General features: G+C 51.3%; 22 protein-coding genes. 8 read left to right on the top strand and 14 right to left on the bottom strand.

The window, feature by feature from the left end; genetic code table 11:
* Nucleotides 1-2 precede the first annotated feature (2 nt).
* The 6 genes from PsAD5_RS06465 to PsAD5_RS06440 all read left to right on the top strand — a co-directional run bounded on the left by PsAD5_RS06465 (nucleotide 3) and on the right by PsAD5_RS06440 (nucleotide 6,959).
* On the top strand, nucleotides 3-332 hold the full coding sequence (locus PsAD5_RS06465; protein ID WP_057465423.1) for a hypothetical protein: 330 nt from the start codon (nucleotides 3-5) through the stop codon (nucleotides 330-332).
* A complete protein-coding gene (locus PsAD5_RS06460; protein WP_063291497.1) occupies nucleotides 332-2,320 on the top strand; it encodes an acetyl/propionyl/methylcrotonyl-CoA carboxylase subunit alpha in 1,989 nt (662 codons plus the stop codon). The genes PsAD5_RS06465 and PsAD5_RS06460 overlap by 1 nt, the downstream gene beginning before the upstream one ends.
* A 3-nt stretch (nucleotides 2,321-2,323) precedes the next feature.
* Entirely contained in the window at nucleotides 2,324-3,955 is a 1,632-nt protein-coding gene (locus tag PsAD5_RS06455; protein WP_063291496.1) for an acyl-CoA synthetase, read from the top strand.
* 6 nt (nucleotides 3,956-3,961) lie between these two features.
* On the top strand, nucleotides 3,962-4,825 hold the full coding sequence (locus PsAD5_RS06450) for a hydroxymethylglutaryl-CoA lyase (RefSeq protein ID WP_063291495.1): 864 nt from the start codon (nucleotides 3,962-3,964) through the stop codon (nucleotides 4,823-4,825).
* Complete coding sequence (locus PsAD5_RS06445) at nucleotides 4,822-5,607, top strand: enoyl-CoA hydratase-related protein (RefSeq protein ID WP_063291494.1); 786 nt, start codon at nucleotides 4,822-4,824, stop codon at nucleotides 5,605-5,607. Before PsAD5_RS06450 ends, PsAD5_RS06445 begins: the two co-directional genes overlap by 4 nt.
* A 107-nt stretch (nucleotides 5,608-5,714) precedes the next feature.
* Nucleotides 5,715-6,959, top strand: a complete 1,245-nt coding sequence (locus PsAD5_RS06440; RefSeq protein ID WP_063291493.1) for an MFS transporter — start codon at nucleotides 5,715-5,717, stop codon at nucleotides 6,957-6,959.
* 9 nt (nucleotides 6,960-6,968) lie between these two features.
* Here PsAD5_RS06440 and PsAD5_RS06435 read toward each other — a convergent pair whose 3' ends face one another.
* From PsAD5_RS06435 to PsAD5_RS06420, 4 genes are all read right to left on the bottom strand, one after another.
* Nucleotides 6,969-7,529: an isochorismatase family protein gene (locus PsAD5_RS06435; RefSeq protein ID WP_057465429.1), complete on the bottom strand. Its 561-nt coding sequence runs from the start codon at nucleotides 7,527-7,529 to the stop codon at nucleotides 6,969-6,971.
* Nucleotides 7,530-7,675: 146 nt separating this feature from the next.
* Complete coding sequence (locus tag PsAD5_RS06430; RefSeq protein ID WP_063290453.1) at nucleotides 7,676-8,224, bottom strand: cysteine hydrolase family protein; 549 nt, start codon at nucleotides 8,222-8,224, stop codon at nucleotides 7,676-7,678.
* Between the two features lie 34 nt (nucleotides 8,225-8,258).
* Nucleotides 8,259-8,819 (bottom strand): cysteine hydrolase family protein, encoded by a 561-nt coding sequence (locus tag PsAD5_RS06425; RefSeq protein ID WP_063290454.1) that lies wholly within the window; start codon nucleotides 8,817-8,819, stop codon nucleotides 8,259-8,261.
* A gap of 158 nt (nucleotides 8,820-8,977) precedes the next feature.
* Entirely contained in the window at nucleotides 8,978-9,526 is a 549-nt protein-coding gene (locus tag PsAD5_RS06420) for a cysteine hydrolase family protein (RefSeq protein WP_063290455.1), read from the bottom strand.
* A 100-nt stretch (nucleotides 9,527-9,626) separates the two neighbouring features.
* Between PsAD5_RS06420 and PsAD5_RS06415 the strand changes: the two genes are divergently transcribed.
* The gene (locus tag PsAD5_RS06415; protein ID WP_063290456.1) at nucleotides 9,627-10,562 is read left to right on the top strand and encodes a GlxA family transcriptional regulator; all 936 of its coding nucleotides are present in this window, start codon (nucleotides 9,627-9,629) and stop codon (nucleotides 10,560-10,562) included.
* On the opposite strand, the gene PsAD5_RS06410 is transcribed toward PsAD5_RS06415, so the two are convergent.
* The 10 genes from PsAD5_RS06410 to PsAD5_RS06365 form a co-directional block, all read right to left on the bottom strand.
* Nucleotides 10,559-11,116, bottom strand: a complete 558-nt coding sequence (locus PsAD5_RS06410; RefSeq protein WP_063291492.1) for a cysteine hydrolase family protein — start codon at nucleotides 11,114-11,116, stop codon at nucleotides 10,559-10,561. The two genes, PsAD5_RS06415 and PsAD5_RS06410, sit on opposite strands and share 4 nt — an antisense overlap.
* Before the next feature lie 206 nt (nucleotides 11,117-11,322).
* A complete protein-coding gene (locus PsAD5_RS06405; protein ID WP_193778138.1) occupies nucleotides 11,323-11,661 on the bottom strand; it encodes a nuclear transport factor 2 family protein in 339 nt (112 codons plus the stop codon).
* A 2-nt stretch (nucleotides 11,662-11,663) separates the two neighbouring features.
* Nucleotides 11,664-12,107: an ABZJ_00895 family protein gene (locus tag PsAD5_RS06400; RefSeq protein ID WP_063291490.1), complete on the bottom strand. Its 444-nt coding sequence runs from the start codon at nucleotides 12,105-12,107 to the stop codon at nucleotides 11,664-11,666.
* Nucleotides 12,108-12,262: 155 nt separating this feature from the next.
* A complete protein-coding gene (locus tag PsAD5_RS06395; protein ID WP_063291489.1) occupies nucleotides 12,263-12,757 on the bottom strand; it encodes a hypothetical protein in 495 nt (164 codons plus the stop codon).
* Between the two features lie 143 nt (nucleotides 12,758-12,900).
* Nucleotides 12,901-14,124 (bottom strand): NADH:ubiquinone reductase (Na(+)-transporting) subunit F, encoded by a 1,224-nt coding sequence (nqrF, locus tag PsAD5_RS06390; protein WP_063290459.1) that lies wholly within the window; start codon nucleotides 14,122-14,124, stop codon nucleotides 12,901-12,903.
* A 12-nt stretch (nucleotides 14,125-14,136) separates the two neighbouring features.
* On the bottom strand, nucleotides 14,137-14,745 hold the full coding sequence (gene nqrE / locus PsAD5_RS06385; RefSeq protein WP_057465438.1) for an NADH:ubiquinone reductase (Na(+)-transporting) subunit E: 609 nt from the start codon (nucleotides 14,743-14,745) through the stop codon (nucleotides 14,137-14,139).
* Nucleotides 14,746-14,747: 2 nt separating this feature from the next.
* A complete protein-coding gene (locus tag PsAD5_RS06380; protein ID WP_057465439.1) occupies nucleotides 14,748-15,404 on the bottom strand; it encodes an NADH:ubiquinone reductase (Na(+)-transporting) subunit D in 657 nt (218 codons plus the stop codon).
* Nucleotides 15,404-16,225: a Na(+)-translocating NADH-quinone reductase subunit C gene (locus PsAD5_RS06375; RefSeq protein ID WP_063291488.1), complete on the bottom strand. Its 822-nt coding sequence runs from the start codon at nucleotides 16,223-16,225 to the stop codon at nucleotides 15,404-15,406. Before PsAD5_RS06375 ends, PsAD5_RS06380 begins: the two co-directional genes overlap by 1 nt.
* The gene (locus PsAD5_RS06370; RefSeq protein ID WP_063291487.1) at nucleotides 16,218-17,426 is read right to left on the bottom strand and encodes an NADH:ubiquinone reductase (Na(+)-transporting) subunit B; all 1,209 of its coding nucleotides are present in this window, start codon (nucleotides 17,424-17,426) and stop codon (nucleotides 16,218-16,220) included. The genes PsAD5_RS06375 and PsAD5_RS06370 overlap by 8 nt, the downstream gene beginning before the upstream one ends.
* A gap of 3 nt (nucleotides 17,427-17,429) precedes the next feature.
* Nucleotides 17,430-18,782, bottom strand: a complete 1,353-nt coding sequence (locus PsAD5_RS06365; protein ID WP_063291486.1) for a Na(+)-translocating NADH-quinone reductase subunit A — start codon at nucleotides 18,780-18,782, stop codon at nucleotides 17,430-17,432.
* Nucleotides 18,783-19,315: 533 nt separating this feature from the next.
* On the opposite strand from PsAD5_RS06365, the gene PsAD5_RS06360 reads away from it, so the two are divergent.
* Nucleotides 19,316-20,344, top strand: coding sequence for an FAD:protein FMN transferase (locus PsAD5_RS06360; protein WP_063291485.1), 1,029 nt, complete (start codon nucleotides 19,316-19,318; stop codon nucleotides 20,342-20,344).
* The last annotated feature ends 12 nt before the right edge of the window (nucleotides 20,345-20,356 follow it).

Genomic DNA, 20,356 nt, shown 5'->3' with positions numbered 1-20,356 from the left:
GTATGCACGGAGAAGTCAGAGATGTTTGGCCTGTTGATGAGGCAATTATGAGCATTCTTCAGAAGAATATCCCAGATTTGGGCCTGAAAGACGAGCTATCAATCCTCTTCATCAGAGTCTTGGAAGGTCTCATCAAAACAGGTGATCTCCTCTCAGTTTCCCAACGCAAGGCTTATGTATATGAAGTCGGCAAAGGAGACTTACTCCTAGAGAATTCCAGAGAAATCATTACTGCGACCTGTGATATTCCTTATTCAGAAGCCTGCACTTTTAGACCAAATAGAGTAACAGGTGCTCCCGGCGCCACTGTTTCGCATTGGGAGACAGCATAATGTTCAAGAAAATCCTTATTGCGAACCGTGGTGAGATTGCTTGCCGTGTTGCAAAGTCCGCCAAAGCCCTCGGCATCAAGGTTGTTGCAGTCTATTCAGACGCAGACCGCGATGCCCGTCACGTGCAAATGGCTGACGAGGCTTACCGCCTTGGCCCTGCACCAGTGGCAGAGAGCTACCTCAATATCCCTGAGCTGCTCAACGCTGCCAAAACCAGCGGCGCAGACGCCATCCATCCGGGCTACGGTTTCCTTTCAGAAAACCCAGAGTTCGTGGAAGCGGTTGAAGCAGCTGGCCTTGTCTTCATCGGCCCACCCGCGGACGCAATCCGCGCTATGGGCCTGAAGGATGCCGCGAAGAAGCTCATGGAAGAATCTGGCGTTCCAGTCGTGCCGGGCTATCATGGCAGCAACCAGGACGCTGAGTTCCTAAAAGCTGAATCCGACAAGATCGGCTATCCGGTTCTCATCAAAGCCCGCGCAGGCGGCGGCGGCAAAGGTATGCGCCGCGTTGATGATCCCGCAGACTTCCTTGAAGCTCTGGAAGGCGCTCAGCGCGAAGGTCAATCCAGCTTTGGTGACCCACGCGTGCTCATCGAGAAGTACATCTTGTCACCACGCCACATCGAGGTTCAGGTCTTCTGTGATGGGCATGGCAACGCGGTTCACTTGTTTGAGCGCGACTGCTCCTTGCAGCGCCGCCACCAAAAGGTGATCGAAGAAGCCCCTGCCCCCGGCATGACCGAAGAGATGCGCAACGCTATGGGCGATGCTGCCGTCAAAGCAGCTCAGGCTGTGGGGTATGAAGGCGCTGGTACGGTTGAGTTCATTGTTGATGGCTCAGAAGGCCTCCGCTCTGACCGCTTCTGGTTCATGGAAATGAACACGCGCCTTCAGGTGGAGCATCCAGTCACAGAAGCTATCACTGGTCAGGATCTGGTCAACTGGCAGCTCTCCGTCGCTGCGGGTGGTGAATTGCCTCTGATGCAGGACGAGCTCACCATCTTCGGTCATGCGTTCGAAGCGCGTATCTACGCTGAGGATGCTGAAGCAGGCTTCCTGCCAGCAACCGGAACGCTGAACGAGTTGAAACTGCCGGAATTGTTCGCCCGCATCGACAGCGGCGTACGCAAAGGCGATACGATCACCCCTTACTACGATCCAATGATCGCAAAGGTGATCTGCCACGGCGAAACCCGTGAAGCTGCTCTGGCGAAAATGTCTCTGGCCTTGGAAAAGAGTCAGGCAGTTGGCTGCACCACCAACATCACTTTCCTGCATCGCCTGTGTAACCACGACGGCTTTGCAAAGGGTGAGATGGACACGGGCCTTATCGACCGTGAACTGGAAGCTCTCACCAAGCCGACAGCTCCAACCAAGCACGCTTTCGCAATGGCTGCTCTCATCGAGCTCGGCTTTGCAACTGAAACTGCACTGGTCCATAACGATCCGTGGGCGAGCCTCACAGGTTGGCGTCATTGGACGGCAGCCCAGCAGATTGCGCATCTGTCATGGCGCGATGAAGACACCGAAGTTGTGGCAAACCGCCATCATGATGGCAGCCTGACCATTGCCATTGATGATGAAACCTTCAATTTGCAGATCCTCTCCGTAGACAACAACCACATGCGCGTGGATTTTGCCGGTCAAATCACCTCAGCTGATTTCTTCGCAGAAGACACCAGTCTCACCCTCTTCTCCGACGGTGTCACATGGCGTTTCGATCTGCCGGATCATCTGGCAGAGCAGGATGACAGTGCAGCCTCAGGCAACGCGATCACATCGCCAATGCCGGGCCTTGTGAGAGCAGTAAACTGTAAGCCGGGTGACGAGGTTTCTGAAGGCGATACGTTGATCGTGACCGAAGCCATGAAGATGGAACACTCTCTCAAAGCACCGCGTGACGGCGTTGTGGCTGAAGTGATGGCATCTACGGGTGACCAGGTGGAAGAAGGCGTTATACTCCTCACGCTTGAGGAGGAGGAATAACCGTTGTTGCCATCTGCGAAATCTTACGAGGAGCTCCGAGAAAAGTTTCAGTGGGACATTCCGGAGTTCTTCAACATTGGCGTAGATATCTGTGACAAGTGGGCGGACAAAGACGCCGCCCGCGAAGCACTCATCTTCGCTGAAGAAGACGGGCCGACAACCACCTACACGTTTGGTGACTTGAAAAAGCTGAGTAACCAGCTGGCCAACCTGCTCCTGTCTCAAGGCATCAGCCAAGGTGATCGCGTCGGCATCCTACTGCCACAGGCCCCTGAAACAGCCTTCTCCCATATTGCAATTCACAAGCTCGGTGGCATCTCTATTCCGCTCTTCTCGCTGTTTGGCGAAGAAGCACTGGAATATCGGCTAGAGAACTCTGGTGCGAAAGCTCTCATCACCAACAATGCAGGTGCTGTGAAGCTGGCAAAGATCCGCGACAGCCTGCCAGAGCTTGAACTGATCCTGAACATCGAAGGCACAGACTTCAGCACCCGCTCACTCCATGCTGAAATGGCAGGGCAGAGCGAAGACTTCACACCAGTGAAGACCAAAGCCGAAGACCCCGCCATCATCATCTACACCTCCGGCACCACCGGCCAGCCCAAAGGCGCACTGCACGCGCACCGCACGCTGCTCGGCCATCTGCCCGGCGTAGAGATGCCGCACAACATGTTCCCGAAAGAAGGTGACCGCTTCTGGACTCCTGCCGACTGGGCATGGATCGGCGGTCTGATTGACGTTCTTCTACCAAGCCTACATCACGGCATTCCTGTCGTTGCTTGCCGTTTCAAGAAGTTCAGCGGCGAAGCAGCCTTCCAGCTGATGCAAGACCTGAAAATTCGCAACGCCTTCATCCCGCCAACCGCGCTGAAAATGATGCGGCAGGTAGAGAACCCGAAGGACCGCTGGAACTATTCCCTCCGCTCCCTCGGCAGTGGCGGCGAAGCCCTTGGCGCAGAGCTGATCCAATGGGGTCAGGACACGTTCGGCCTGACAATCAGCGAATTCTACGGCCAGACCGAGTGCAACCTCGTTGTCTCCACCTGCGCAGAACTGATGGAAACCCGTCCTGGCGTCACCGGCAAAGCCGTGCCGGGCTTTGATGTGCAGATCGTGGACGACAAAGGCACCGTTCTCGAAGCTGGTCAGCTTGGCAACATCGGCGTTCGTGCACCAAACCCTGTCATGTTCCTCCAATACTGGAACAATCCGGAAGCCACGAAAAAGAAATTCTCTGGCGAGTTTCTCATCACGGGCGACAAAGGCGTGATGGATAAGGACGGCTGGATCCAGTTTGTTGGCCGCGATGATGACGTCATCACCTCATCCGGCTACCGCATCGGCCCTAGCGAGATTGAAGACTGCCTGCTGAAACACGACACAGTTGCCATGGCAGGTGTCATCGGCAAGCCAGACAAGCTGCGCACTGAGATCGTCAAAGCCTACATTGTGCTGAAGGAAGGTGTTGAGCCATCCGACGAATTGGCCAAAGAACTTTCTGATTTTGTGAAACAGCGATTAGCTGCGCATGAATATCCACGTGAACTGGAATTTGTCGAAGCCCTGCCAATGACAACAACCGGAAAGGTTATCCGCAGAGAACTTCGTGCCCGCGCTATCGACGAGGAGGTTTGATAAGCGATGAGCAAGAAACTAAACATTTTTGAGATGGGCCCACGCGACGGCCTGCAGAACGAAAAAACGCTGATCCCGACAGCAAACAAGATCGAACTGATCAACCGCCTTTCCGAGTGCGGGTTTGAGAAGATCGAAACATCCAGCTTTGTTTCACCCAAATGGGTGCCGCAAATGGCGGATGCTGCGGAAGTCTTTGCAGGCATCACGCGCAAACCCGGCATTCGCTATACAGCGCTGACGCCAAACATCAAAGGCTACGAGCGCGCCAAAGCATCCGGGGCGGATGAAGTCGCAATCTTCGCGTCCGCATCAGAAGGCTTTTCTCAAAAGAACATCAACTGCTCTATTGAGGAAAGCTTCGAACGCTTCACTCCAATCGTGGAAGCAGCAAAAGCTGACGGCATTCCAGTCCGCGGATACGCCTCCTGCATCGTTGAGTGCCCATACGATGGCCCAACTCCAGTCCAAAACGTAGCAATGGTCTCAGAACGTCTGCTGCAGATGGGCTGCTACGAGGTTTCCCTTGGCGACACCATTGGCGCAGCCACTCCGGAAACCACGGAAGCGATGCTGGATGCAGTCCTGAGCGTCATCCCGGCTGAGCAACTCGCAGGCCATTTCCACGACACCAAAGACCTGGCTCTGGCTAACATCATGTCCAGCATAAAAATGGGCCTGCGCACGTTCGATTCAGCCATCGGCGGTCTCGGCGGTTGTCCGTATGCACCGGGCGCAAAAGGCAACGTCAGCACACTGGCCGTCGCAAAAATGGCAAAATTGCTGGACTACAACACCGGCCTCGACATTGAGAAGCTGGAACAAACGCAAGAGTTTATTCTCTCCATCAAAGAGGCGGCGGCGGCATGACCTATCAGAACCTTCGCATCGAAAAAGCGGACAACGGCATCACCACACTCTTGCTGGCACGCGCTGAAAAGCACAATGCTATGAATGCTGAGATGATGGATGAACTGGTTGCAGCAGCTGAAGAGCTGGACAACTGTGAGCAGACCCGCGCAATCATTCTGGCAGCGGACGGCGAAACCTTCTGTGCTGGCGGCGATCTCAAGTGGATGCAGGCGCAGGCAGAGAAAGACCGCATCGGCAAAATGCAGGAAGCCAATCGTCTGGCAGGCATGCTCAAACGCCTCGACAGCATGAAAAAGCCTCTGCTCGCTCGTGTTCATGGCCCTGCTTACGGCGGCGGAGTTGGCATTCTCAGCGTCTGCGATCTGGTGGTTGCTGCTGACAACACCAAATTCGCTCTGACTGAAACCCGCCTCGGCCTGATCCCGGCAACCATCGGCACTTATGTTGTACGTCGCTTGGGCGAAGGTCATGCTCGTCAGGTCTTCATGAATGCCCGCCCATTTGGTGCGCAAAGAGCACATCACCTCGGTCTTGTCTCATTGGTGACAACACCAGAGGACCTGCACGCAGTAACGCAGAAAGAAGCAGAAGCTTATTTAAATTGCGCACCGGGTGCCGTAGCAGATGCAAAAGCTCTTTGTCAGAATTTAGCGCGTATGCCTGCAGAAGATCAGATCGACTACACAGCAAATGCCCTAGCGGACAGATGGGAAACCACTGAAGCACAGGCCGGAATTTCTGCATTCTTCGCTAAAGAAACACCGCCGTGGCGTAAATAGATCTTCACCCTGTTTTTTTGACCTGCGGCATATGCACAAATGCTGAGTTTTTTCTTTACTTGCTGGATCGCTTTGTTACATAGCATTTAGCGAAAAACGAGAAAAGAATGCTGCTGGCACTACAATCCATCAGGTCAAAACAGGACTTTCATACCCTTGTATTCATTGCAGGGACTGTTTTGCTGAACGCGATTGGTGCCGGATTGATCATTCCGGTGACCCCGGCACTGGTCGCAGAACTCAGCCAAACCACCATCGCAGATGCAGCTCTCTGGGGCGGCTACATCGCAGCAAGTTACGCTGCTATGCAGTTCCTCTTCGGTCCCGCTGTTGGGGCGATATCTGACCGTTTTGGTCGACGCCCAATCCTCTTGATCTCCCTTGCTGTCCTGACAGTCGACTACCTGATCATGACCTTCGCAGGTTCGCTCTGGGTTCTGTTCATTGGCAGGCTCTTGGCTGGAGTTGCCAGCGCAACCTACGCCACCGCCTATGCAGCAGTCTCCGATATATCGCATAACGGCAAACGCGCCACCCGCTTCGGCATGGTTGGTGCGGCAATCGGTTTTGGCTTTGTCATCGGTCCGGTTATGGGCGGAACACTTGCCCTCTTCGGCGTCCGTGTACCCTTCTACATCTCTGCAGTTCTGATTGCGATGACCTTCGCTTACGGCCTGTTCTACATGCCGGAAACCCTGCCAAAATCGGCAAGAAAGGCCATTCGCTGGCGCAGAGCAAACCCTGTTGGCGCAGCCATGGATATTGCCCAGTCTCCTGTTCTGGTGTGGCTCTTCATTGCGCTCTTCCTCTTTGAAATGGCAAACTTCGTGTATCCGGCAATTTGGCCGTACTACACAATTGAAGCCTTCCACTGGACCACAGCTCAGGTAGGTCTCTCACTCGCTATCGTCGGTATTGGTTTCTCCAGCGTCAAAGGCGGTCTTATCCGCTGGATTATTCCGCGCAAGGGCGAAGCGAAAACCGTGCTTTACGGCTTCTTCTTCGCCGTAATCGCATTGCTAGGCTTCGCATTTGCGCCAAACACACTCACAGTCATTCTGCTCCTGCCACCAGCAGCACTTGGCGCGATGATCCCACCTGCCATGATCGCCCTGATGAGCCACCACGTCTCACAAGACAAGCAGGGCCGTCTGCAAGGGGCGTTGACAAGCATCATCGGGCTCACACTTGTGCTTTCCACCTTGATGATGACACAGCTCTTCACCAGCTTCACAGCAGACAGTGCAGAGCTTTACTATCCGGGCGCACCATTCCTGCTGGCCGCATCATTCATGCTGCTTGCCATTGGTCCATTCTGGGTTGGTCTGAGAAAGATCAATATCAGCGGCTGATCTCAAACCTTACGCTGGAGAATGCCTCTGCAGATATTCATTTGTGGAGACAATATTGCTGCAAATGAACGACAGCGAAGCCATAATTGCTGCTTGCACAAACTCTTGCTGAGAAGACGTATCACAGGACCCCGGCTCCCGCGTCGCGCAGGCATCGTAAATAATCGTAATCGGATATCCGAGTTCTGTCGTCGCATGCGCTGCGGCTGCAATGCAATCCTTACTCATCGAACCACAGATAACCAGCTCCTCAACATTCTCATCATCCAGGATCTGCTTGAGGTTATTGTTGAGGAAGATGTTAGAGGTATACTTCGTCACGATTGGTTCATGCGGTAACGGTTTCGCCATATCGTGGATTTCAGCACCAATCGTGCCTTCAACCGTAAACGGCGCATCTTTCTCTTTAAAATGATGTTGGATGTGAACGATGGTTTGATCCTGAACGCGCGCATTTGTCAGCAACATCTGAATGTTCCCCGCAGCCTCGAACTGCCCTTCCAACTCACATTTCCCACCGGGAAAGAAGTCGTTCTGACAGTCAATTATCAGCAGTGCCGTTCTCGTCATCTTACACTCAACACCTCACATGAAAGGCCTGTTCCATAATAGTCTAATAGATATCGATTGACGGAACTCAGCTAGAAAAACCCGCATTTTTCATAAAATCTAGGAGTAAATACCAGACCTGATAAATGCCCGCGCAATATGCCAGCTCAGTTACTCAAATATTCGTCGGTAGAGATAACTTTGCCATAAAAAAACGATAGAGCCGCCATGATCGCCCCTTGAACATATTTCGCAGGAACAACTTCTCCTTCAAACTCAAGGTCACAGGTTGCACAGGCATCGTAGATAACGGTGATGGGGTATCCTAGGTCAACAGTCGCACGCGCCGCTGCATCAATGCATAGATGAGACATTCCCCCGCAGATTACAATTTCCTCAATCCCCGCATCCTCCAGAATCTGCCGAAGATTAGTATTCAGATAGCTGTTCGCTTTGTACTTAACCACCACATGCTCACCTTCGATAGGCTTGCAACTGTCATGTAACTCCGCTCCAATAGTGCCCTCAGCAAGGAAGGGAGCATATTTATCTTTAAAGAGATGCTGAATATGGACAATAAGATCATTGTTCTTACGAGCCACTGTAAGCAAACGCTGAATGTTTGCGACAGACTCAACCTGGCCCTCCAACTCACACTTCCCGCCTGGGAAGAAATCATTTTGACAATCAATAATGATTAGGGCCTTCTTAGTCATATCCCCTCTACAGGTTGCTCATCCAAAACGTTGATTATGCGCCATTCAACGAATGCAGGAATTCATCGGTAGAAATCACGTTGCTATGCGCAAATCTTAAAGACGCCATCATAGCAGTGTGAACATGATCCGCTGGGACGGTTACGCCATTGAACTCAAGATCCTCTGTGGCGCACGCATCGTAGATGATGGTCAGCGGATAACCCAGATCAAGGGTCTGACGCGCAGTCGCATTCACGCAGTTCTGGCTCATAGAACCACACATGACGATCTCATCAATACCAGCCTCAACAAGGATCTGCTGCAGATTGGTGTCCTTATAGCCATTCATGTAGTTTTTAACGACAACAGGTTCCCCGTTCACGGGTCTCGCACACTCGTTAATCTCCACCCCTGGCGATCCCTCAACCAGATAAGGCTCTGTTTTATCTTTGTACATGTGTTGAAGGTGGATGACGTTTTCGTCGTTGTCTCGCACCATCTCAAGAAGACGGGCAATATTTTTTCCTGCTTCCACCTGCCCCCCTAAAGGACAGCTACCACCAGGAAAATAATCGTTCTGGCAGTCGATAATGATCAGGGCCCTTTTAGGCATAAGCACACCTCAGTCCTATTGGTCTTATTTGAGCAAACAATAAGGCCAACACGTTTAAGCATGCCGGATTTTAAAAAGCAGATTTTATAAAATCCCGAGCTATCCCTAATCAGAAGTCGGCCTCAGGAGCCGGCTTCTGAAAGCAGTCAAAGCCTGAGTTATGCAGCCAGATACTCATCTGTGCTGACAACTTTGCCATACGCAAAAGCCAGGGATGCCATGAACGCACCATGTACGTATTTCGCAGGAATAGTCTCGCCGTTGTGTTCCATATCCAATGTCGCACAAGCATCACCAATAATGGTTGCTGTGTATCCCAGATCAACCGCGGCACGAACTGTCGCATCAATGCAGTTGTGAGACATAGAGCCAACGACGACCAGATGCTCAATGCCCTGCTCATCCAGCAATTCTTTCAGGTTGGTTTCCAAAAAGCTATTTGCAAACTGCTTGGTTACGAGCGGCTCACCATCCTGAGGCAACACATCATCATGAATTTTAACACCTTCAGTGCCTGCGTTGAAGAACGGCGCATTACCTGCTTCAACCACATGCTGAATGTGAATGATCGGAGTTTTCTTGCTGCGGCTGTCTTCCAACAGGCGCTTTACATTCTGAGCAGCTTCAACCTGCCCATTCAGCTCCCAGGCGCCACCAGGGAAATAGTCGTTCTGAACGTCAACAATAACCAGTGCGGATTTAGACATTTGTGCCTCCTTAGATTTGCTCTTGTCAGCAACAAACCTAATCAACACCTCCTATCAACTCGATTGGCATATACGACATAAAACATGCTATAATTGCCATATGATCAGATCAGAGACACATCATCCTATCGGCATACTGTCTTACACCGGCGCACAACTCTCAGCGGTTTATGGGCTAATCGATATGTTCCACGCTGCCAGCAAAAGCAATGCCAGCAGCATTGAGGCAACCGTGCTTCACGAAGATCAGATCAGCTCAATCGGAGCCACTACCTTCTCGGCGATAATCCTGCCTCCCTGTCTGGTCGATGATCACCCGACCGTCTCACCAGCACTCGTCCAATGGCTCAAACACCAACATGAGCATGGCGCCATTCTCTGCTCAATCTGCGTCGGCGCGATGTTGCTGGCCGAAACGGGCATTCTTGACAACAGGCCCGCCACAACCCATTGGGCAATCACCGAGGATTTTGCGAAGAAATACCCTTTGGTACAGCTCGATACTGACAAAATGATCGTCGATGAAGGCGATGTCATCACCGCAGGCGGCATCATGGCATGGACCGATCTGGGCCTCAGGCTGATTGACCACTTCATCGATCACACAACCATGCTCGAAGTCTCCCGTAGATTTCTCATCGATCCAGCCGGAAGAGAACAAAAAAACTACAGCCGCTTCTATCCCAACTTCTCACACGGTGATCAGGCGATTTTGAAGGCCCAACATTGGCTTCAGACCACCTATAAGAAAAAATTGACAGTACCCGAAATGGCAGAAAAAGCCGGACTGACAGGACGAACCTTCCAAAGACGGTTTGAAGTCGCGACAGGGCACACGCCAAACACTTATTTACAGCAACTCCGCATAACCGAAGCACGCCAGCAGCTGGAGCAAACCAAACGGTCCTTCAACGAGATCGCATGGGACGTTGGTTACGAAGACCCAACAGCTTGTCGCCGCGTATTCATCAAAACCACAGGCCTCAGCCCTGGTCAGTATCGCCAAAAATTCGGATATCAAAGCGCTGCAGCTTAATGAGGTTGGGTCAAAAACTCATCCGTCGAAACAACAGCCGCATTGGAAAAGATGAGAGAAGCCATAATTGAGGCCTGCACATCATCCACGGACACTTCACGCCCACGGAACTCCATACAGCTCGCAGCGCAGGCATCGTAAACAACAGTAACCGGATATCCGAGGTCTAAGGTCGCTCGTGCAGTCTCAACAATGCAGTGCTGGGTCATGGAACCACAAATCACCAGATCATCTATTTTATGGTCTGTCAGCAACGCTCGCAGGTTCGTCCCCTCCAGAGCATTGAAATTGTACTTGGTTACGACCGCCTCATCAGCTTTCGGCCAGACCATCTTGTTGATCTCAGCACCAAAAGACCCTTCTGCCATGTAAGGCGATTTTGGATCTTTGTAGACATGCTTGATGTGTATTACGAACTCGTGGTGCTCTCTGGCGTCTTTCAAAAGCTCAACAATATTCCCGGCAGCTTCCATTTGCTTAGGCAATTCAAACTTGCCACCTGGAAAATGATCGTTCTGGCACGCGATGATGAGCAAAGCAGTGTTATGCGTCATACCCAACCCTCTACAGCGCATCCCTACTGGACTGGTTCAGCTTCACATGGGAAACGCCTAAAAAGCCTGAGAGCCTGCTGCGTAGGAACTCTTGAACAGAGCAGACTCTAGGAAAAATTTACCAGCTGCATACTATAAGCCAAAGTATTTAATCGACGCGCACACAAACAGTCGGATTTTAGAGAACTCAGAGGGTAAACGACTAGCTATGACGCTCTGCGTGTGCCTTGATGATAAATCATGGACCACTGCCCACCTTCGAGTTTCCAGATGGAAGTCCGCTGCGTCTCATTCTCGACAATGCTGTAAAACACCTGAACGAGTTCCTCATTCAACTTACGCAAGCGAAAATTCTCAATTGTTCTGACAGGATAGTCCACCGCCTCGCTCGGAAGCTCGTCAAGCACCTGCGCTCGATCATATGTCCGGCCACTTGCACCAATCTCGATGAAGTCAGGATGTAGCAACAACTCAAGTTGCTGCTGTTTTCCACGAACTGAGGGCAGAAGAAGTTGGCTTTCGAGGGAAAGGAGAGTTTCAAGCAAAATCAACTGACCTGCTTTCTTGCAGCTTCTTTCTCTGCTGTCCTAAACCCGATTCTGTATCCAAAGTAAATGGACCAATAAGCTAGAAAGGCAAAGAACAATAAAAGACCAATTATCAGTCCCATAATGTCAGAAAGGCCCTCGATATCTGGGAACGCCAGATAGCCAAAAGGAACATCAATAGCGATAATGATCAAAAGGCATAAACCCGTTAGCTTATGGAGCTTGCGCCCTATCAGGCGAGCGCCCTCTCTTTTGAACAACCCCTGCCCAACAAGCATCGCTGTGACTAACGGAACTGCAAAAGCAACATGCTTTAAGGGAATCTCTGTCCGGAAAAATTGTAGCGCAATCAAGAGTGCTACGAATAGAACCACCTTAATGAGAATGTAAATCGCGGCAAATCTGCCTACATATCTGAGTAAACTAACCTGCAAAGTACCCATAAACTATCCGATCAATGTAACTACAGATTGCATTATCTCGCATATCTCCCGAAGGGTAATAAAACCTAGTGTAGCTGTACTCATAGCTGCTCTCTTTTGATCGACGCTAATTGCTCTGAGAAGCTCTGCATTCCTAAAAATGGGTTCTTGTTACATCAGGAGTTTATTGCCATACGTTTGGCGTAGCGTCGTTTACGCCACACTATCGCTGGGCTGAATCCGATCCCAATTAACAAAGTTATTCCTAACAAGAACAAGCCTGATTGCAGAGATACAAACTCTTCAAGTCTGATAGGCAGCTCCGTGTCGCTTTTGATAATGCTGGCTACTATTTTCATAGGTGCTATAGCAACAAAGAGCATCCCCCCAAACTCAGCCATAGCCATGAAGGTCACAAGAACGAAGGCATACGTCCATTTTAACCTCTCAACCTTCCCTTTATAGACTCTCAAGCCAACCATAAAGGCAGGCAACACAACTACAACCAGCAGCAAAAGTATGCGCCAGATAGTATGCCCGTAGTCAAAAGAAAGAGGAGCTTGATACAACCAAGAAAAAAACAATGCACCAGCAGAAAGAGCATATAACAAACCTGATAGGAACAGGAAAAATATGCAATGACCCAGTATGCTCAAAAGCTGTCTAAACATTACGTGCCAATCCACTCTGAATTAATATACCAAATGCATACATGAATGCACCTTTATATGCAATTTATGCGTGTATTATTACAAACAAAAAACCCGGCGCCTCTCGACACCGGGTCTCTCAATTCTTGCAATGCTCTCAGCGTTTAGCCGCCGAAGTCGTCCAGCATGATGTCTTCACGTTCCACGCCCATATCAACCAGCATGTTGATCACGGATTGGTTCATGATTGGAGGACCACACATGTAGTACTCGCAGTCTTCTGGCGCAGCGTGGTCCTTCAGGTACTCGTTGTAGAGCACATTGTGAATGAACCCGGTGTAACCGTCCCAGTCATCATCTGGCTGAGGATCAGAAAGCGCCACATGCCATGTGAAGTTCGGGAACTCTTTCGCCAGCTGGTCGAAGTCCTCAACAAAGAACATCTCTTTCTTGGAACGTGCACCGTACCAGAAAGTGATCTTACGATCGCGGTTCTCAAGACGCTTCAACTGATCGAAGATGTGCGAGCGCATAGGCGCCATACCAGCACCACCACCGATGAACACCATTTCCTTGTCGGTTTCGCGAGCAAAGAACTCACCAAACGGACCGGAAATCGTCACCTTGTCACCCGGCTTCAGGTTGAAGATGAAGGAGGACATCTTACCGGCAGGAATACCCTGAGTGCCCGGAGGCGGCGACGCCACACGAACGTTCAGCATGATCATGCCTTTTTCGTCCGGGTAGTTTGCCATGGAGTAAGCGCGTTCAACTGGCTCATCCACGATGGACTCATACTGCCAGAGATTGAACTTATCCCAGTCTCCGCGGTACTGCTCTTCGATATGGAAGTCAGTGTACTTCAGCTTGTGCGCAGGGGCTTCAATCTGAATGTAACCACCAGCACGGAAGTTCACGTCTTCGCCTTCAGGCAGGTCCAGAACCAGCGACTTAATGAAGGTTGCAACGTTCTCGTTGGAGCGAACAGTACACTCCCACTTTTTCACGCCGAACACTTCTTCAGGCACTTCGATCTTCATGTCCTGCTTCACAGCAACCTGACAGGAAAGACGGTCACCGCAGCGTGCTTCACGCTTGGTGATATGGCTTTCTTCAGTCGCCAGAATAGAACCACCACCCTCGTGCACTTTCACGCGGCACTGGGCACAGGTTCCACCGCCACCACAGGCGGAAGGAACGAAAATTTTCTGATCTGCCAGAACATTGAGTAGCTTGCCACCCGCAGGAACGGAGAGCGTCTTCTCACCATTGATACTGATCTGAACATCACCGGATGCAACCAGCTTGCTGCGTGCCATCAAAATGACGATCACCAGCGCAAGCACGATCAGAGTGAAGAGCGTAATGCCCCAGGTAAAGTCTTGCATCTACTCGTCCCCTTACAGCTTCACGCCTGAGAAAGCCATGAAACCCATAGCCATCAAACCAGCAGTGATGAAGGTGATGCCAAGACCCTGCAGTCCATCAGGAACATCAGAGTATTTCAGCTTTTCACGCACACCAGCCATTGCAGTAATCGCCAGCGCCCAACCGATACCGGAGGACACACCGTAAACGGATGCTTCACCCAGATTGTAGTCACGCTCCACCATGAACAAAGAACCACCCATAATCGCGCAGTTCACTGTGATCAGTGGCAGGAAGATACCCAGCGCGTTGTAAAGCGCAGGAACATAGCGATCGAGGAACATCTCGAGGATCTGCACCACAGCAGCGATAACGCCGATGTAGGAGATCAAGCCCAGAAAGCGCAGATCAGTGCCTTCAAGCCCAGCCCATGCCAACGCATTGTCATTAAGCAGCGTGGTGTAAAGCACGTTGTTGATTGGCACAGTCAGCGCCTGCACAACAACAACGGAGATACCCAGACCCAGCGCAGTCTCAACCTTCTTGGAAACCGCAAGGAACGTACACATTCCAAGGAAGAAGGAGAGCGCGAGGTTCTCGATAAAGATCGCCTTGACGGCGAGGGAAAGAAGCCCTTCCATAATCAGTGAGCTCCCTCAGTTTCCATGATTTTATAGTCGCGCTTCTCAACCTGCGCAGGCTTCCAGGTACGGAACCCCCAGATCAACAGGCCAATCACGAAGAACGCGGACGGAGGCAGCAGCAGCAGGCCGTTTGGCACATACCAGCCACCGTTGTTCACGGTCTCAAGGATCTGCACACCAAACAGGGAACCTGAGCCAAGCAGCTCACGAACAACACCAACCAGCAACAGGATCAGGGAGTAGCCCAGACCGTTACCGATACCATCAAGGAAAGATGGGATTGGTGGGTTCTTCATCGCGTATGCTTCCGCGCGGCCCATAACGATACAGTTGGTGATGATCAGACCAACAAACACGGAGAGTGTCTTGGAGATCTCGTAGAGATACGCCTTCAGAACCTGATCAACCAGAATAACGAGAGACGCAATAATCACCATCTGCACAATAATGCGGATAGAAGACGGGATCTGGTTACGCAAAAGAGAGATGAAGAAGTTGGAGAACGCTGTCACAAGCGTCACCGCAATCGCCATCACCAGCGCAACCTTCAAGGAAGAGGTTACCGCAAGCGCGGAACAGATGCCAAGAACCTGAAGCGTGATCGGGTTGTTATCGACCATCGGGTCCTTGAGCATGGACAAGTCTTTGCCAGCCATTACGCCTCTCCTTTTTTCAGATTGTCGAGGAAGGTCTTGAAGCCCTGCTCGCCCATCCAGAATTTGACGAGGTTGTCGACACCACGGGATGTCAACGTTGCACCTGCAATCGCATCGATGTGGTGTTTGGAGCCATCAATACCCGCTGGAGCAGATTTGCCGACACCAATGTCCACGGACCCGTTATCGCCATAAACCAGCTTGCCCGGCCACTGTGCCATCCATTTTGGATTGTCTACTTCCGCACCAAGACCCGGGGTCTCGCCGTGGGAGTAAAAGCGCAGACCATACACTTCATTGCCATCAGCATTCAAAGCGATGAAACCATAAAGCGTGGACCACAGACCGTAGCCATGCACTGGCAAAATGATACGCTCAATCTTGCCTGCATCATCGCGCAACAGATAAACTGAAGCCAGTTTAGCCTGACGTTTGATGGATGCCGGATCATTATCCAAAGCAACGGAAAGAACCGGATCTTTCGCAGCAGCGCGCTGGTCATAGGTCGCAGCGTCGGCCGCATCAGAGAACTTGCCAGTTGCAACATCAACAAGCCGCGGCTCAAAGGCACCAAATGCCTTTTCAACGTCGACACCAGCTTCATAAAGACCAGCAACCTTGAGGATGTTGGTTTTCTTATCCAGCGTTTTGTTGATTTCCTGCTGAGGCTTAAGCAGCACCGCAGCGCCGGAAACAATCATCGAACAGATCAGACACAGAACCACAGCAACGGTAATCGTACGCGGAGCTGAGTCCAGAGGCATCGCGTTGAAGCGCGCCCAAAGACCTGTAGGAGCTGTTGTGTTTTCAGCATTAGGCATGGCGCTTCATCCTCCGTGTGATGTTCGCCTTCACAACGAAGTAGTCGATCAGCGGAGAAAAGATATTGCCGAACAGGATTGCCAACATCATGCCTTCTGGGAAGGCCGGGTTGATGACACGGATCAGAATGCACATCACGCCAATCAGGGCAGCGTAGATGTAACGGCCCGGATTTGTCATCGCAGCAGTCACAGGCTCAGTCACCATAAACACGAGGCCAAACATGAAGCCACCAGTGACAAGGTGCCAGTACCAAGGCATTGCAAACATCGGGTTGGTCTCAGAGCCAATCAGATTCAGCAACAGACTGAAACCAATCATGCCCGCCAGACAACCAAGAATGAGACGGTAGTTTGCGATACCTGTGGTCACGAGGAACACACCGCCAAGAGCAATAGCAATCGTAGAGGTTTCACCGAAGGAACCCTGAATGGTACCAACGAAAGAGCTCATCCATGTGATGCCGTTTGCTGCCAGTCCCTGCATGCCGTCAGACGCAGCAACACCCAGTGCAGTCGCACCAGAGAAGCCATCAACTGGCGTCCACACTGCATCACCAGACATAGCTGCTGGATAAGCAAAGTAGAGGAACGCACGGCCAACAAGCGCCGGGTTCAGGAAGTTTTTGCCTGTACCACCAAACACTTCCTTGCCGATCACCACACCAAACGCGATACCAAGACCAACCTGCCAAAGTGGCGTAGAAGCTGGAAGGATCAGCGTGTAGAGCATGGAAGAAACAAAGAAGCCTTCGTTCACTTCGTGCCCACGCACAGTGGCAAACAGCACTTCGAAGATGCCGCCAACACCGAGCGTTACGATGTAAATCGGCAAGAAGTACAGCGCACCATGCGCCATGTTGGCGAAGATGCTGTCAGCGTTAAAACCGATCCCCAGCAGAGAGAGAATAAACGCTCTCCAGCCAGCAGGCTCAGTAATGCCCATTGCGGCCAGTGCAGAGTTTGTCTGCAGGCCAGTGTTGTACATGCCAAACAGGATCGCAGGAATCGTCGCCAGCACAACATACGTCATGACACGCTTCAGATCAGCGTGGTCACGAGCGTGCGGCGCAACGCTGGTCACTGTTTTTGGAGTGTAGATGAAGGTATCCACCATCTCATAGACGGCGTAAAACTTCTCGTACTTGCCACCCTTTTCAAAGAGCGGCGCAATACGATCAAACTTATCGCGCAAACTCACGGGTTAGCCCTCTTTCTCGATTTTATCAAGATTTGCACGCAGCGCAGCTCCGTATTCATTCTTGGAATGGCAGATGAAGGTGCATAGCGCCAAATCTTCTTCATCCAACTCCAAAGCGCCAAGTTTTTGCGCCATGTCAGTGTCCAGCACCATTAGAGAACGGAGCAGCTGAGTTGGAAGAACGTCGAGCGGCATGACCTTCTCATAAGTACCCAATGGAACGATTGCGCGGATGGAACCGTTCTTGTTTGTACCAAATGGGAACTGCAGCTTGGTGCGGAAGAACCCGGAAGGATGCACATTAAGGTTGGACCACTTCGTCATGAATGGGCGAACCCAACCAACAACGTCTTGTTTGTGGTCTTCTTCCATCAGCGTCACCTGAGTGTGGTAACGGCCAAGGAAGGCAAACTGGTCGGCGGCAATAGTGCCGGAAAGGACGGACCCGGAAACGACACGAGCTGGAATACCCGGCAGTGTTTCACCAGCCAGCAGATCATTCAGATCCGCACCAACGCGAGTTGTTACCAGACGCGGCTTGGAAGCCAGCGGACCTGCAACAGAAACAACACGGGAAACATCCAGTTCACCTGTCAGGAACAGGTTACCGATTGCGATGACATCCTGATAACCGATGGTCCAGACTGTCTTGTTTTCATTAACCGGATCGAGGAAGTGAATGTGAGTACCCGCATTACCTGCTGGATGCTTACCTTCAAAACTTTCCATCTGCACACCAGCAACGCTTGCACCCGGAAGGTTATCCTTCGGGCTGTGGCATACGAATGTGCGGCCATCGGTTAGTTTAGAGACAATCTGAAGCCCAGCTTCAAACGCGCCAGCATTCGCATTGATGATTACACCAGCATCCGCAGCAAGCGGGTTGGTGTCCATCGCAGTTACGAAAATGGAACGCGGCTGCGTTTCAAAAACCGGAACCTTGGAGTATGGGCGGGTACGGAAGCTTGTCCAAAGACCAGACTTGGCGAGTTGCTCACGAACGACAGATGCGTCCAGAGTTGCCAAAGCGCTGTTTTCAAACTTTGAGAAAGCGATCTGTTCTTCGTTACCATCATCCAGTTTGATGACGATGGTTTCCAGAACGCGACGTGCACCACGATTGACTGCTTCAATAACGCCAGCACCCGGAGCAACATAGTTGATTTCAAGAGAGCGTTTGTCATTGAAAAGAGGCTGACCCTTTACGACGCGATCGCCTTCAGCAACCAACATACGCGGCTTCAACCCGTTGTAATCCCCGCCATTCACTGCAACACGGCGAACCTCTGGACCCTTGTGGATCTCTTGGTTCGGAGCACCGGTGATCGGCAGATCCAATCCTTTTGTAATCTTCATCCCTTACCCTGTCAGGCTTCTTATAGGGCAAACCACTAGATGTTCACGGGAGTATCTACGGGTAAATGATGCTAAGTCATTCTGCGAGTTACAAAATGCCGCGCATGCGGATTATTGACTTTGACAAGTCGAACCGAGATAAATCCCCCCACGGACCGCAATTTCAGCAACAAAGCCCGAGCATTGCTGAACGTCACTCATCCATGGCTCCGGTTAGGAGTAACCGCCCGCATACCATTAAAGTGCGTTGCGGTCAGCTATTCCTACGGATTTATGCGGGCCAATACCCTGATATACCGCAAATTTCAATAGGGATTCGTGACATTGACGTAACGGCAACAAGGCTGTTTCGCGAAAATTTTATCTCAAATAAGTTTTCCCCTATGTTTTCACATGCACGTAGTACCACCTACCAATTTCTTCACCATCATCTATTGCTGATCTTTGCGACAGCAGTATCAAACCCTATTTAACTTGACAGAAAACCAGAATAAGCCGATTACGCGGGGAAATTAACAAACTCTGAGGCCTAAATGCGCTTCCTCATTACAGCTCTCGTACTCATCTTTGTCACAGCATGTGTACCCAATGACAAAAGTCGCGAAGAAATCATACTTCACGGCAAAACCATGGGCACTACATTCAACGTCAAAGCCATCAAAGGGTCGTCTTCTGTAACCAAACAGGAACTGCAGCAGCAGGTTGACGAGGCTCTGGTTGGCGTCAACAAGGCCATGTCCAACTGGGACAAAAACTCCGAGATCAGCCGCTTTAACCGCTCCACCAGCACTGAATGGACGCCAATCTCTCGCGATTTCAGCATCGTGATGCAGGAGTCGCTGCGCATTCATAATCTGACAGCCGGTTATTTTGACGTGACGCTGGCACCACTTATTGAGCTGTGGGGCTTTGGTACCAAGCAGGACACTCCTCCCCAGCCAAGCCCACGCGAAATCCGCAACGCTCTTGAGTCTGTCGGCATGAGCACCATGCTGGAGTTTGAGACCGATCCTCCGGCACTGCGTAAAGTCAACACGGATACCACCGTCAATCTCTCCGCAATCGCAAAAGGCTTTGGCATCGACAAAGTTGCCTCTGTTTTGGAGCAAAACGGCATCGACGAATACCTCGTCGAAATCGGCGGCGATCTGGTCACCAAAGGCAAAAACTCAAAAGACGAGCCATGGGTCGTCGGCATCGAAAAGCCAGACTCCGCAACTCGTACGGTTCAGCAAATCGTACGAGTGAGTAACAAAGGCATGGCGACATCTGGCGATTATCGCATATACAAGGAAGTGGGCGGCAAACGCTACTCACACATTATTGATGCTGCATCCGGGCGTCCGGTAACGCATAAACTTGCATCAGTAACCGTAATTGCTGACAATGCGATGCGCGCTGATGGTCTGGCAACAGCCCTCCTTGCAATGGGAGACAAGCGCGGCATGGCTCTGGCAGAGCGTGAAGGGATTGCCGCATTTTTCATCGTTCGCGAAGGCGACCACTTTATCACCCGGTCTTCCAGCGCGTTCAGAAAATTCGAGCAGTCTGCAGAGAAATAACGGAATATCGAA

Source organism: Pseudovibrio sp. Ad5, from assembly GCF_001623095.1.
Classification (GTDB): domain Bacteria; phylum Pseudomonadota; class Alphaproteobacteria; order Rhizobiales; family Stappiaceae; genus Pseudovibrio.
The sequence above is the reverse complement of the archived record's forward strand: the minus strand, read 5'-3'. Positions and strand labels throughout refer to the sequence as shown.

Bases quoted from the DNA above. Each gene is read 5' to 3' on its own strand.
- PsAD5_RS06430 (WP_063290453.1), bottom strand. From the start codon at position 8,224: ATGACTAAGAAGGCCCTAATCATTATTGATTGTCAAAATGATTTCTTC.
- PsAD5_RS06375 (WP_063291488.1), bottom strand. From the start codon at position 16,225: ATGCCTAATGCTGAAAACACAACAGCTCCTACAGGTCTTTGGGCGCGC.
- nqrF (WP_063290459.1), bottom strand. From the start codon at position 14,124: ATGCAAGACTTTACCTGGGGCATTACGCTCTTCACTCTGATCGTGCTT.
- nqrE (WP_057465438.1), bottom strand. From the start codon at position 14,745: ATGGAAGGGCTTCTTTCCCTCGCCGTCAAGGCGATCTTTATCGAGAAC.
- PsAD5_RS06460 (WP_063291497.1), top strand. From the start codon at position 332: ATGTTCAAGAAAATCCTTATTGCGAACCGTGGTGAGATTGCTTGCCGT.
- PsAD5_RS06365 (WP_063291486.1), bottom strand. From the start codon at position 18,782: ATGAAGATTACAAAAGGATTGGATCTGCCGATCACCGGTGCTCCGAAC.
- PsAD5_RS06425 (WP_063290454.1), bottom strand. From the start codon at position 8,819: ATGCCTAAAAGGGCCCTGATCATTATCGACTGCCAGAACGATTATTTT.
- PsAD5_RS06420 (WP_063290455.1), bottom strand. From the start codon at position 9,526: ATGTCTAAATCCGCACTGGTTATTGTTGACGTTCAGAACGACTATTTC.
- PsAD5_RS06435 (WP_057465429.1), bottom strand. From the start codon at position 7,529: ATGACGAGAACGGCACTGCTGATAATTGACTGTCAGAACGACTTCTTT.
- PsAD5_RS06410 (WP_063291492.1), bottom strand. From the start codon at position 11,116: ATGACGCATAACACTGCTTTGCTCATCATCGCGTGCCAGAACGATCAT.
- PsAD5_RS06360 (WP_063291485.1), top strand. From the start codon at position 19,316: ATGCGCTTCCTCATTACAGCTCTCGTACTCATCTTTGTCACAGCATGT.
- PsAD5_RS06415 (WP_063290456.1), top strand. From the start codon at position 9,627: ATGATCAGATCAGAGACACATCATCCTATCGGCATACTGTCTTACACC.
- PsAD5_RS06395 (WP_063291489.1), bottom strand. From the start codon at position 12,757: ATGTTTAGACAGCTTTTGAGCATACTGGGTCATTGCATATTTTTCCTG.
- PsAD5_RS06450 (WP_063291495.1), top strand. From the start codon at position 3,962: ATGAGCAAGAAACTAAACATTTTTGAGATGGGCCCACGCGACGGCCTG.
- PsAD5_RS06380 (WP_057465439.1), bottom strand. From the start codon at position 15,404: ATGGCTGGCAAAGACTTGTCCATGCTCAAGGACCCGATGGTCGATAAC.
- PsAD5_RS06465 (WP_057465423.1), top strand. From the start codon at position 3: ATGCACGGAGAAGTCAGAGATGTTTGGCCTGTTGATGAGGCAATTATG.
- PsAD5_RS06440 (WP_063291493.1), top strand. From the start codon at position 5,715: ATGCTGCTGGCACTACAATCCATCAGGTCAAAACAGGACTTTCATACC.
- PsAD5_RS06400 (WP_063291490.1), bottom strand. From the start codon at position 12,107: ATGGGTACTTTGCAGGTTAGTTTACTCAGATATGTAGGCAGATTTGCC.
- PsAD5_RS06445 (WP_063291494.1), top strand. From the start codon at position 4,822: ATGACCTATCAGAACCTTCGCATCGAAAAAGCGGACAACGGCATCACC.